Origin of the sequence: Simplicispira sedimenti (assembly GCF_022760965.1) — a bacterium.
Taxonomy (GTDB): domain Bacteria; phylum Pseudomonadota; class Gammaproteobacteria; order Burkholderiales; family Burkholderiaceae_C; genus Simplicispira; species Simplicispira sedimenti.
This window is the reverse complement of record NZ_JAKVIJ010000007.1, coordinates 18,599-30,610: the sequence shown is the minus strand read 5'-3', so window position 1 is coordinate 30,610 and position 12,012 is coordinate 18,599. Positions and strand designations below refer to the sequence as shown.

Genomic DNA, 12,012 nt, shown 5'->3' with positions numbered 1-12,012 from the left:
TAAAGTAGAGCCATGGATCGCCAGCACTGATGGCTACCGTTTTTCAATCAACCGATGGAGTGACTCCCCATGACAAACAAGACCCTGACCCGCGAACAGCAGATCGCCGCCCTGGAAAAAGACTGGGCTGAAAACCCCCGTTGGAAGCTGGTGAAGCGTGGCTACAGCGCCGCCGACGTGGTGCGCCTGCGCGGCAGCATGCAGCCTGAGTACACGCTGGCCAAGAACGGTGCTGAGAAGCTGTGGGCCAAGGTCAACGGCGGCGCCAAGAAGGGCTACGTCAATGCTTTCGGTGCCATCACCGCTGGTCAGGCCATGCAGCAGGCCAAGGCAGGTCTGGAAGCCGTGTACCTGTCGGGCTGGCAAGTCGCCGCCGACGGCAACACCTCCGAAACCATGTACCCCGACCAGTCGCTGTACGCCTACGACTCGGTGCCCACCATGGTGCGCCGCATCAACAACACGTTCAAGCGCGCTGACGAAATCCAGTGGGGCCGTGGCATCAACCCCGGCGACGAGAATTTCGTGGACTACTTCCTGCCCATCGTGGCCGACGCAGAAGCCGGTTTCGGTGGCGTGCTCAACGCCTTTGAACTGATGAAGAACATGATCGCCGCAGGTGCTGCCGGCGTTCACTTCGAAGACCAGCTCGCAGCCGTCAAGAAGTGCGGCCACATGGGTGGCAAGGTGCTGGTGCCCACGCAGGAAGCCATCGAAAAGCTGATCGCTGCCCGTTTTGCTGCCGACGTGATGGGCGTGCCCACCATCGTTCTGGCCCGTACCGACGCTGAAGCCGCCAACCTGCTGACCAGCGACTACGACGCCAACGACAAGCCCTTCCTGACCGGCGAGCGTACGCAAGAAGGCTTCTACCGCGTGAAGAACGGCCTGGAGCAAGCCATCAGCCGTGGCGTGGCCTACGCTCCCTACGCCGACTTGGTGTGGTGCGAGACCGGCGTGCCTGACATCGGCTTCGCCCGCGAATTTGCCCAGGCCGTGCACGCTTCTTGCCCCGGCAAGCTGCTGTCGTACAACTGCTCGCCTTCCTTCAACTGGAAGAAGAACCTCAACGACTCGCAGATCGCTGCCTTCCAGGAAGAGCTGTCCGCACTGGGCTACAAGTACCAGTTCATCACGCTGGCCGGTATCCACATCAACTGGTTCAACACCTTCCAGTTCGCCCACGCCTACGCTCGCGGCGAAGGCATGAAGCACTACGTCAACATGGTGCAAGAACCCGAGTTCGCAGCACGTGAGAAGGGCTACACCTTTGTGTCGCACCAGCAAGAAGTGGGCGCAGGCTACTTCGACGACGTGACCACCGTGATCCAGGGCGGTTCTTCCAGCGTGAAGGCCCTGACCGGCTCCACCGAAGAAGAGCAGTTCCACTGATCTGAGTCCCTGGCGCCCTGCAGGGCGCCTTGGCAACAAGCCATCTGATGCCTCGGTATCAGGTGGCTTTTTTGCTTCTCCCATTTCCGCAGGTGGAGGCTGCCTCACGCCATCGGTGGTGGCAAGGCCCTGTTCTGCATCGGCAGTCTTTCAGGTCTGGGCCGCGTGACGACGAAACGCGCCTTGCATGGCTTGCCGCCGCAATAGAAAAGCCACCCCGCAGGGTGGCTTTTGATCGTGCTTTCGTTTGCAGCGTGGGCCGGGCTGTTTCCCGGCGACCACTGCGGTTCTCAGGGCTTCTTGTTGCCGTCCTTGTCGAGCGAGTCCTGCAAGGCCTTGAGCGGGTCGTCGGCAGCGCCTTCCTCGCCTTCTGCAGGCGCACCTTCTGCGTCCGATGCGGGATCTACGAAGTCCGGGGCAGGCACATCGGGCATGGCAGCTTCCATTTCCATCCGCACCTTGTCCAGGTCGTACACCTCTTGCTTGTCCAGGCCGCTGGACACAATGCCCGGGAAGGCAATGATCAAGCTGACCATGATGAGCTGAATCACCACGAATGGGACGGCGCCCCAGTAGATCTGCATGGTGGTGACGGGCGGGATCATTTTCTTGGTGATCCTGTCCTCGTACTCCTTCGCCGGAGCCACGCTGCGCAGATAGAACAACGCAAAGCCAAAGGGCGGGTGCATGAACGAGGTCTGCATGTTCACACCCAGCAGCACGCCAAACCAGATCAGGTCGATGCCCAGTTTCTGTGCCACGGGTGCCAGCAGCGGCACCACGATGAAGGACAGCTCAAAGAAGTCCAGGAAGAACGCCAGGAAGAAGATCATGATGTTCACCACGATCAGGAAGCCCAGTTGGCCACCGGGCAGGCCGGTCAGCAGGTGTTCCACCCAGATGGGGCCATCCACGCCCTGGAACGTGAGGCCGAACATGGTCGCACCCACCAGGATGAACACCACAAAGCAGGACAGTTTGGTGGTGGTGGTCACAGCCTGCTTGAGCAGGTCAAAGCTCAAACGGCGGCGCAGGAACGCAATGATGATGGCGCCCATGGCACCCATCGCGCCACCTTCGGTGGGGGTGGCCACACCCAGGAAGATGGTGCCCAGCACCAGGAAGATCAGCAGCAGCGGCGGAATCAGCACGAAGGTCACGCGCTCAGCCATGCGCGACAGCAGGCCCATGCGGGTGATCCTGTTGACGCTGGCAGCGATGAAGGCCAGGGCCACGCCGAAGCACATGGCAACGACGATGGTTTCATCGAGGGCCACCTTCTCCACGGCTTCACCGGTCCACCAGGTGTGCAGCGCGGCCATGTTCTTGCCCACATAGACGGATGCCGCAGTACACAGTGTCGTGAGCACCAGCAGCGAAGGCAGGCCGGTGTCGCCGTTGTCTTCTTTGAGCGTGCGCGCTTCGGGGGGGAGCGCAGGAGCCCACTGGGGCTTGAAGATGGCGATCAGGATGACATACAGCGCATAGAAGCCGCACAGCATCAAGCCAGGCACAAAAGCGCCCTTGTACATGTCGCCCACCGAGCGGCCCAGCTGGTCGGCCAGAATGATCAGCACCAAGGAGGGTGGAATGATCTGCGCGAGAGTGCCCGAGGCCGCAATCACGCCAGAGGCCAGGCGTCGGTCGTAGCCGTAGCGCAGCATGATGGGCAGGGAGATCAGGCCCATGGAGATGACCGATGCGGCCACCACCCCGGTAGTGGCTGCCAGCAGCGTTCCCACAAAGATCACGGCGAGCGCCAGACCACCGCGCACGGGGCCGAAGAGCTGGCCAATGGTTTCCAGCAGGTCTTCGGCCATTCCCGAGCGCTCAAGGATCAGTCCCATGAGCGTGAAGAATGGAATGGCCAAGAGCGTGTCGTTCTGCATGATGCCGAAGATGCGCAGCGGCAATGCCTGCATCAAGGCTTCGGGCAGCACATTCAGCTCGATGCCGATGAAGGCGAAGAAAAGACCGCAGGCCCCAAGGCTGAAAGCCACGGGAAAGCCCATCAGCAGGAAGACGATAAGCCCCGCGAACATGATCGGGGCGAGGTTGTGAGCAATGAATTCCATGGTGTGCGCCCCGCTCAGTTCTTGTTGCCGGCGGCTTCAGCCAGGCGGCGGATGGACTCGGCGAGTTCTTCCTCGGCCGTCTTTTCCTGTTTCTTGACGGTCGGGTCTTCGATCAGGCCTTGCAGGAACGCGATGCGCTTGATGAGTTCAGACCAGCCCTGGAGCAGCAACAAGCCAAAACCCAGCGGCAACACCAGGTACACGGGCCAGCGGATCAGGCCGCCGGCGTTGTTCGACATCTCGCCCGACGCATAGGCGCGCAGGAAGAAGGGAATGCTGTACCACAGCACCGCCACGCACATGGGCGTGAGGAAGCAGACAAAACCAAAAATGTCGATACCGATCTGCGCGCGTTTGGACAGGCGGCTGGTGACCACATCGATTTTCACGTGTTCACCGTTGAGCAAGGTGTAGCCCGCGGCAATCAGGAACGATGCCGCGAACAGATACCACTGCACCTCCAAAAATGCATTCGAACTGGTGTTGAGCGCTTTGCGCACCACGGCGTTGAGCGCGCTGATCACCGTGGACGCGAGGATCAGCCAGACGACGTATTTGCCGATCTGGGCGCTGAGCCAGTCCACTCCTCTTGAGAACCTGAGTAAAGCCTGCATGGAGTCTCCCATCATCAATGAACATTCAGAACACGGTGCCCCGCTCGACCAACAGCATGCAGGGGCACTTCTGGAATACGGGCGCCATTCTACGGAGCGTCATCAACCGAGTCTGACGGTTGCGTGACGCTCTGCAAGGCTCTTTTGGCCTGCATTTGATGCTACATATTTGCTAGCAATCAGGGTAACTACTGAGCGGGTGTCGGTCGCGAACCCAGGGTATTTTTGTGGTCACCGAGGCGCCACGGTGACACGCTGCATCGGCCGCTGCAATGAGGGTAAATCGCTAGTTCCTTTAGAGCGCAGGCCCCATGAATCTGAAAGCGGCAAATCTATACTGGCCCGCAGCGAGGTGTCACCTGTAGGACACCTCTTTTTTTGATGTCGATAGGAGTCAGCCGTCCATGAGCAACGTTCCCCCCGCCTCCCTGGCCCTTCAGCGCCTGTACCACTGGGAAACCGCGGCGCCCACACGTGTGGCCCTGACGCAGCCCATGGGCGGCGCCGCAGTTCAGGATTTCACCTGGGCGCAGGTGGGTGAACAAGTGCGCCGTATGGCGGCCTATCTGCAGGCACAGGGCTGGGAGCCTGGTTCGCGCGTGGCCATCCTGTCCAAGAACTGTGCCTGGTGGTTGATGAGTGACCTGGCCATCTGGATGGCCGGCTATGTGTCTGTTCCGCTGTATCCCACACTGGCGCACGATACGGTGCGCCAGATCCTCACGCACAGCGAGGCCAAAGCCTGCTTTATCGGCAAGCTCGACGGCTGGGAAGGCATGAAGCCCGGTGTGCCCGAGGGCATGCCGTGCATCAGCTATCCGCTTTCACCCGCCGACGCCATCAAGAACTACAAGGGCTGGGACGCCATCTGTGCCGGCACGCAACCCCTGCAAGGGCAGCCCACGCGCGGTGCCGACGAACTGGCCACCCTGATCTACACCTCCGGCACCACAGGCATGCCCAAGGGGGTGATGCACACCTTTGGCAACTTTGCCTGGGCGCTGGGCGCAGGCATTCAGCGCATTGCGATGAACGAGCAAGACCGCATGCTGTCGTACCTGCCGCTGGCGCACGTGGTGGAGCGGGTGCTGGTCGAGCATGGCTGGCTGCGCACGGGCATGCATGTGTACTTTGCCGAGTCGCTCGACACCTTCGCGGCTGACCTGCAGCGTGCCCGGCCCACGATCTTCTTCTCGGTCCCGCGCCTGTGGGTCAAGTTTCAGCAGGGCATTCACCACAAGATGCCGGAGCAAAAGCTCCAGCGCCTGCTGTCGCTGCCACTGATTGGCGGGCTGGTGCGGCGCAAGGTGCAAAAGGCCCTGGGGCTGGACCAGTGCCGCGTGGCGGCCGGTGGCGCAGCGCCCATGCCGCTGGCCCTGCTGGAGTGGTACAGCCGCCTTGGCCTGCACATCAACGAGGGCTACGGCATGACCGAGAACCTCGCTGTCTCACACCTCACCATCCCCGGCAAGAACCAACAGGGCAGTGTGGGGCCGGTGTACGATGGGGTGGAGCACCGCATCGACCCGCAGACCGGAGAGGTTCAAATGCGCAGCCCGGCCCTGATGCTGGGCTATTACAAGGAGCCCGAACTCAGCAGCGCCACGTTCACTGCCGATGGGTGGCTCAAGACGGGCGACAAGGGTCGCATTGACGCCCAAGGCTGCCTGCACATCACGGGCCGCGTCAAGGATTTGTTCAAGACCGCCAAGGGCAAGTACGTGGCGCCTGCGCCCATCGAGGACAAGCTGGGTGCGCATGAGGCCGTGGAAGCCTGCGTGGTCACCGGGGCCAATCTGGGGCAGCCGTTGGGCATTGTCATGCTGGGTGCCGAAGCCGCAGGACAGGCGGCCGATGCGGGATACCGCAGCAAGCTGGAGGCGTCGCTGCAGCAGCACCTCAAGCAGATCAACGTGGGGCTCGACCCCCATGAGCAGTTGCAGTGCATCGTCGTGGTCACCACGCCCTGGACCGTGGACAACGACCTCATCACGCCGACCTTCAAGGTCAAGCGCAACCGCATCGAGGACGTGTACGCCGCCAACTATGAGCGTTGGGAGAACTCCGGCAAGAAGGTCATCTGGCACAACGCCTGACCCCAGCCCCGCTCCCCAGTAAAAACGCCCGGCATGCCGGGCGTTTTTACTGGGGGGGCAGGCCGCCGGAATAGGGCGGCTGGGAGTGTTTACTCGGTGATGTAGTTCGACACGATGGTCCAGCGACCGTCATGCAACTGCGACAGGCGCGACAGGTTGCTGCCCAGGCGCTTTTGCGGGCCGAACTTCTGTACCGAGCTGCCGAAGATGTCGCGCGGAATCTCCATCGTGTCCATGGACTTGATGAAGCTGTCGGTGCTCAGGTTCGGGCCGGCCTTTTGAGCGGCGCGGATGAAGCTGTCGATCGCCAGGTAGCCATAGACGGAGAACACTGCCGGGTCTTCGTTGAAGGCCGTCTTGTATTTGTTGGCCCAGAAGCGGATGGGCTGCGATGCGTCGTCCAGGTAGGGGTTCTGCACCGTCATGGTGGCGTAGAGCCCGTCCATGGCCTTGCCGCCCAGCTTGTGGATCAGGTCGGTGTACGCAGCGCTGGAGCCCAGGAACACCGGGTTGTAGCCCAGTTTGCGTGCGGTGCCAATACCGCCGATGGTTTCGCGAATGATGGTGCCCAGCACCACCATGTCGCACTCGGCGGCCTTGAGCTTGGCCATCTGCGACGAGAAATCGGTGGCGCCACGCTTGAAGGTGGTCTTCTCCACCATGGTCACGCCAATGGCCTTGAGGCCGTCTTCGGCGCCGCGCTGCACCTCCAGGCCGAACTCATCGTCCTGGTACATGGAGCAGACCTTCTTGGCCCCTTTTTCCTTGACCAGCTTGGGCACGGCGGCCTTCATCTGGTCGTAATAGGTCGCTGCAAAGGCGTACTTGAGCTTGTGGAAAGGCTCGTACATTTCCCGCGCTGCCGTCACGGGGAAGAAGTTGATCACGTTCTTCTCGAACTGCACCGGCATGGCGGCCAAGTTCTGGGCCGTGCCCAGGTGGCCCACCATCATGAAAATCTTGTTCTGGTTGACCAGCTTTTGTGCGGCCAGCACGGCCTTCTTGGGGTCGTAGCCCGAGTCCTCGACCAGCAGGTTGATCTTGCGGCCATGCACGCCGCCCTGCTCGTTGACTTCGTTCACGCGCAGCATCATGCCGTTGCGCAACTGCTTGCCAAAGCCCGCCAGCGGACCGGACAGGTCCTGGATGGAGCCGAGGGTGATTTCCGTCTTGCTCACGCCCTGGCTTTCCTGGGCTTGCGCGGTGGGGGCTGCCAATGCCATGGCGCAGGCCAGCGCCGAGAGCAGCCGGGTGTTCTTGAACTTCATGCCTTGTCTCCTTTGTTGTGATGGATAAGGGTCAATACATGGCCTCGATCTGCGCCGCGTATTTCTTTTCAACCAGCTTGCGTTTGAGCTTCATGGTCGGGGTGAGTTCTTCGTCCTCCGCCGTGAGCTGGGTGTCGAGCAGGAAGAATTTCTTGATCTGCTCGACGCGGGCAAACTTCTGGTTCACCCGGTCGATCTCTTTCTGGATCAATTCTTGCACCTCAGGGGCGCGCGTCAAACTGGCGTAATTACTGAAGGGTATGTCCGCATCCTGGGCAAACTTCTCCACGTTTTCCTGGTCGATCATGATGATCACCGTGAGGTATGCGCGCTTGTCGCCAATCACCACTGCATCGGTGATGTAGGGCGAGAACTTGAGCTCGTTCTCCAGCTCGCTGGGGGTGATGTTCTTGCCCCCGGCGGTGATGATGATGTCCTTCATGCGGTCGGTGATGCGAAAGAACCCATCCTCGTCCACCACACCCACGTCGCCCGTGTGCAGCCAGCCCTCCTGGTCGATGGTTTCGGCCGTCTTCTCTGGCAGGTTCAGGTAGCCCATGAACACGTTGGGGCCGCGCACCAGGATTTCACCCGTGGCCGGGTCCAGCCGCACCTCGTTGAACGCTGCCGCTGGCCCAATGCTGCCGGGCTTGATGCGTGTGGCAGGCACGCCGGTAGAGGCGCCGCAGGTCTCGGTCATGCCCCAGACCTCCAGCATGGGCACGCCCAGCGCCAGGTACCACTTGATCAGCTCGGGCGAGATGGGCGCTGCGCCCGTTACCAGAAAGCGCGCACGGTGGATGCCGATGAGCTTGCGTGCGTTGTTCAGCGCCAGCCAACGGGCCAGCGCAAAGCGCAGCTTGAGCCCCGCGCCCACGGGTTGACCGGCCAGCACCTTGTCGGCAATGGTGGTGCCCACGCCAATGCTCCAGGCGTAGGCGGCGCGCTGCAGCGCGCTCGATTCCTTGAGCGCAATCATCACGCCGGAATAGAACTTTTCCCACACACGCGGCACGGCAGTGAACACCGTGGGCGCAATCTCGCGCACGTTCTCGGGAATGGTCTCGGGGTTCTCCACAAAGTTGAGCCGCGAGCCGGTGTAGAGCGCAAAGTACTCGCCCCCCATGCGTTCGGCAATGTGGCACAGCGGCAGAAAGCACATGCGCTCATCGTTCTCGTCCTGCGCCACCAGCGTGTTGAATCCGCGCGCCGTATAGACCAGGCCCCGGTGGCTGTGCATGGCGCCCTTGGGTTTGCCGGTGGTACCCGAGGTATAGACCAGAATGGCCAAGTCCTCGGGCTGGCAGGCGGCGCTGCTGCGCTCCACGCAGTCGGGGTGCTCTGCCAGCCATTGCCTGCCGAGCGCGCGCAGGGCGTCGAGCGAGATCACATCCGGGTCGTCCAGATCACGCAGCCCCTTCATGTCGAACACCACGATCTTTTGCAGCAGCGGGAGCTGCTCGCGCACTTCCAGCGCCTTGTCGAGCTGCTCGTCGTCCTCGGCAAACAAGATGCGGGTGGACGAGTCTTCGCACAGGTACTGCACCTGGGAGGCTGCGTCGGTGGGGTAGATGCCGTTGGACACCGCGCCACAGCTCAATACGGCCAAGTCAGCCAGTACCCATTCGACCACTGTGTTGGCCAATATGGAAGCCGTCTGGCCGCGCTGCAGGCCCAGGGCCTGCAGGCCGGCGGCGATCTCGCGCACGGCCTCGGCAGTCTGCATCCAGGTCCAGCTCTTCCAGATGCCCAGCTCCTTTTGCCGCAGCCACACCCGGTCGCCGCGCTGGCGCACCGCGTTCCAGAACAGGGCGGGGATGGTGTCACCGGGCACCACGTCGGCGCGGCCGGGCTGGATTTGGCTCAAGTCCCACAGATTGCTCATAGCTTTACCGCCAGGTTTTCTTCTTCTTCCAGCGTCGCTCGCCGCGCACGCCGGTTTCCTTCATGCCGAGGTAGAACTCCTTGATGTCCTCCTTCTCGCGCAGGCGGGCACAGGTGTCTTCCATCACGATGCGCCCGTTCTCCAGCACATAGCCGTAGTCCGAGGCATTGAGCGCCATGTTGGCGTTCTGCTCCACCAGCAGGATGGTTGTGCCGCGCTCGCGGTTGATGCGCACCACGATCTCGAAGATCTCCTTGGTCAGCTTCGGGCTCAGGCCCAGGCTGGGTTCGTCCAGCAGGATCAGGTCGGGGTTGGCCATGAGCGCGCGGCTGATGGCCAGCATCTGTTGCTGCCCGCCGGACAGCAGCCCTGCGTCCTGCTGCGCGCGCTCGCGCAGGATGGGGAAGTAGCCATAGACCATCTCCATGTCGCGCGCCACGCCGTCCCGGTCCTTGCGGGTGTAGGCGCCCATCAGCAGGTTGTCGTGCACCGACAGCAGGGGAAACACCTCACGCCCCTCGGGCACATGCGACAGGCCCTGCTGCACGATGAGCGCTGGGTCCAGGGCGGTGATGTCCTTGCCCTGGAACTCCACCGAGCCCTTGCGCGGGTCCAGAATGCCCGAGATGGTCTTGAGGATGGTGGTCTTGCCTGCTCCGTTCGAGCCCAGCACGGTGGCGATCTCTCCGCGCCGCACCTTCAGGCTCACGCCACGGATGGCCTTGATCGGGCCATAGGCGCTCTCCACGTTCAGCAGCCGCAGCATGGGGGGCTGGGCGCTGTCGTCGCGTTCGGTCAGCGTGCTCATGCGGCCCTCCGCAGCGAAGACACATCGTCCACCGTGCCCAGGTAGGCCTCCACCACCGCGGGGTTGGTTTGCACCTCGCGCGGTGTGCCCATGGCCAGCACCTCGCCTTGGTTCATGGCCAGAACGCGGTCCGATACCTTGGACACCAGCGACATGTCGTGCTCCACCATCAGCACCGTGATGCCCAGCTCCTGCTGGATGTCCTGGATCCAGAACGCCATGTCGTCGGTTTCCTCCACGTTCAGGCCGCTGGACGGCTCGTCCAGCAGCAGCAGCTTGGGTTCAGTGCACAGCGCACGTGCCAGTTCCACCACCTTGCGCACGCCGTAGGGCAGGCCAGCCACCATGGTGTCGCGGTAGTGCTGCAGGTTGAGCAGGTCGATGACCTCCTCGGCCTTCAGGCGCGAGTGCAGTTCTGCCTCGCGGGCGGTGCGGGTGAAGAACAGGTCGTGCACAAAGCCTGTGTGTCGGTGCGTGTGGCGCCCGATCAACAGGTTGTGCAGCACAGTCGCGTGCTCGAACAGTTCGATGTTCTGGAAGGTGCGCGCAATGCCCAGAGCCGCAATCGCGTGTGGAGGCTCGGCGGTGAGCTTGCGGCCCTCGAACCAGATCTCGCCCGTCGTGGGCTGGTAGATGCGGCTGATGAGGTTGAACACCGTGGTCTTGCCCGCGCCGTTGGGACCGATGAGCGTGAACACCTCGCCCTTGCGCACCTCGAAGCTCACCTGGTTGACGGCCAGCACGCCGCCAAAGCGCACGCTCAGATCGTTGGCTTTGAGAAGAACATCCGTCATTTGAGGCGATCCGATTTTTGGAAAGACTTCTGCCGCTTGAACATGCCCTTGCGGTAGAACGGGAACAACTGCAACCAGGTGCGCACCTTGAGCCAGCGGCCGTACAGGCCCATGGGCTCGAACAGCACAAAGGCAATCAGCACCAGGCCGTACACGGCCGCCTGCAGGCCCGGCGCCTGGCCGATGGCGGCAGGCAGGTAGTCCTTGATCATGGCAATTGCCTGCGGCATGGAGATCAGGAACAGTGCCCCCAGGAACACGCCATGCACCGAGCCCAGGCCGCCGATCACGATCATCAGCAGCAGGTCGATGGACTGCAGGATGTTGAACTGATCGGGCGAGATGAACTGCAGCTTGTGCGCATACAGTGCCCCCGCCACGCCCGCCAGCGCGGCAGACAGCGCAAACGACAGCGTCTTGTAGTGCGCCAGATGGATGCCCATGCTCTGCGCCGAGATCTCCGAATCGCGGATGGCCACAAAGGCCCGCCCCGTGGGCGAACGCAGCAGGTTCAGCAGGCCCAGCGTGGCCAGCACGGTGATGCACAGGCAAAGGAAGTAGAACGTCTCCCCACCCGAGAGCGACCAGCCCATGATCTGCGGTGCCTTGACGTGCAGGCCCGCGTTGCCCCCGGTCACCGACTCCCAGCGTGCCAGCACCTCCTCGACGATGAAACCAAACGCCAGCGTGGCCATGCCCAGGTAGATGCCCTTGACGCGCAGCGCGGGCAAACCCACCACCACGCCCACGGCGGCAGACAGCCCCGCCGCACAGGCCAGCGCCAGCAAGAACGGCCAGCCCGCCGCCAGCAGCACGGCCTGCGTGTAGGCCCCCACGCCCAGAAAGGCCGCATGGCCCAGCGAGAACTGGCCGGTAAAGCCCGCCAGCAGCATCAGCCCCAACCCGGCGATGGCATAGATGAGCACAAAGGTCAGCTGTGCCAGCCAGTATTCGGCCAGCAGCCAGGGCGCGGCCAGCAGCAGCAGCGACAGCAGGCCGTACCAGAACACATGGCCGGGGTGCTTGGCCAGGCGGATGTCCTGGCGGTAGTCGGTTTTGAAAATGAAACGCATGGTGTGT

At 62.5% G+C, this 12,012-nt stretch carries 9 protein-coding genes; 2 read left to right on the top strand and 7 right to left on the bottom strand.

The annotated features are described in order from the left end of the window. The first annotated feature begins 69 nt into the window (after positions 1–69). A complete protein-coding gene (gene aceA / locus MJ602_RS09160) occupies positions 70–1,392 on the top strand; it encodes an isocitrate lyase (protein WP_162016674.1) in 1,323 nt (440 codons plus the stop codon). Positions 1,393–1,682: 290 nt separating this feature from the next. On the opposite strand, the gene MJ602_RS09155 is transcribed toward aceA, so the two are convergent. Together MJ602_RS09155 and MJ602_RS09150 are read right to left on the bottom strand one after the other, a co-directional pair. Continuing rightward, positions 1,683–3,467, bottom strand: coding sequence for a TRAP transporter large permease (locus MJ602_RS09155; protein WP_243020522.1), 1,785 nt, complete (start codon positions 3,465–3,467; stop codon positions 1,683–1,685). A 14-nt stretch (positions 3,468–3,481) separates the two neighbouring features. After that, positions 3,482–4,081, bottom strand: a complete 600-nt coding sequence (locus MJ602_RS09150; RefSeq protein WP_162016672.1) for a TRAP transporter small permease subunit — start codon at positions 4,079–4,081, stop codon at positions 3,482–3,484. A gap of 404 nt (positions 4,082–4,485) precedes the next feature. Here MJ602_RS09150 and MJ602_RS09145 point away from each other — a divergent pair, with 404 nt between their 5' ends. Continuing rightward, the gene (locus MJ602_RS09145) at positions 4,486–6,177 is read left to right on the top strand and encodes an AMP-binding protein (protein WP_243020520.1); all 1,692 of its coding nucleotides are present in this window, start codon (positions 4,486–4,488) and stop codon (positions 6,175–6,177) included. An 89-nt stretch (positions 6,178–6,266) separates the two neighbouring features. Here the strand turns inward: MJ602_RS09145 and MJ602_RS09140 are convergent, their stop codons facing one another. From MJ602_RS09140 to MJ602_RS09120, 5 genes are read right to left on the bottom strand one after another with little or no spacing between them, the layout of a single operon-like run. Then, positions 6,267–7,445: an ABC transporter substrate-binding protein gene (locus MJ602_RS09140; protein WP_162016670.1), complete on the bottom strand. Its 1,179-nt coding sequence runs from the start codon at positions 7,443–7,445 to the stop codon at positions 6,267–6,269. A gap of 31 nt (positions 7,446–7,476) precedes the next feature. Further along, complete coding sequence (locus tag MJ602_RS09135) at positions 7,477–9,330, bottom strand: AMP-dependent synthetase/ligase (RefSeq protein WP_243020518.1); 1,854 nt, start codon at positions 9,328–9,330, stop codon at positions 7,477–7,479. 4 nt (positions 9,331–9,334) lie between these two features. Beyond that, complete coding sequence (locus tag MJ602_RS09130; protein ID WP_243020516.1) at positions 9,335–10,138, bottom strand: ABC transporter ATP-binding protein; 804 nt, start codon at positions 10,136–10,138, stop codon at positions 9,335–9,337. Beyond that, positions 10,135–10,932, bottom strand: a complete 798-nt coding sequence (locus MJ602_RS09125) for an ABC transporter ATP-binding protein (RefSeq protein ID WP_243020515.1) — start codon at positions 10,930–10,932, stop codon at positions 10,135–10,137. Before MJ602_RS09125 ends, MJ602_RS09130 begins: the two co-directional genes overlap by 4 nt. Beyond that, the gene (locus tag MJ602_RS09120; RefSeq protein ID WP_243020514.1) at positions 10,929–12,005 is read right to left on the bottom strand and encodes a branched-chain amino acid ABC transporter permease; all 1,077 of its coding nucleotides are present in this window, start codon (positions 12,003–12,005) and stop codon (positions 10,929–10,931) included. Before MJ602_RS09120 ends, MJ602_RS09125 begins: the two co-directional genes overlap by 4 nt. Positions 12,006–12,012: the final 7 nt, after the last annotated feature.

Bases quoted from the DNA above. Each gene is read 5' to 3' on its own strand.
- aceA (WP_162016674.1), top strand. From the start codon at position 70: ATGACAAACAAGACCCTGACCCGCGAACAGCAGATCGCCGCCCTGGAA.
- MJ602_RS09155 (WP_243020522.1), bottom strand. From the start codon at position 3,467: ATGGAATTCATTGCTCACAACCTCGCCCCGATCATGTTCGCGGGGCTT.
- MJ602_RS09150 (WP_162016672.1), bottom strand. From the start codon at position 4,081: ATGCAGGCTTTACTCAGGTTCTCAAGAGGAGTGGACTGGCTCAGCGCC.
- MJ602_RS09145 (WP_243020520.1), top strand. From the start codon at position 4,486: ATGAGCAACGTTCCCCCCGCCTCCCTGGCCCTTCAGCGCCTGTACCAC.
- MJ602_RS09140 (WP_162016670.1), bottom strand. From the start codon at position 7,445: ATGAAGTTCAAGAACACCCGGCTGCTCTCGGCGCTGGCCTGCGCCATG.
- MJ602_RS09135 (WP_243020518.1), bottom strand. From the start codon at position 9,330: ATGAGCAATCTGTGGGACTTGAGCCAAATCCAGCCCGGCCGCGCCGAC.
- MJ602_RS09130 (WP_243020516.1), bottom strand. From the start codon at position 10,138: ATGAGCACGCTGACCGAACGCGACGACAGCGCCCAGCCCCCCATGCTG.
- MJ602_RS09125 (WP_243020515.1), bottom strand. From the start codon at position 10,932: ATGACGGATGTTCTTCTCAAAGCCAACGATCTGAGCGTGCGCTTTGGC.
- MJ602_RS09120 (WP_243020514.1), bottom strand. From the start codon at position 12,005: ATGCGTTTCATTTTCAAAACCGACTACCGCCAGGACATCCGCCTGGCC.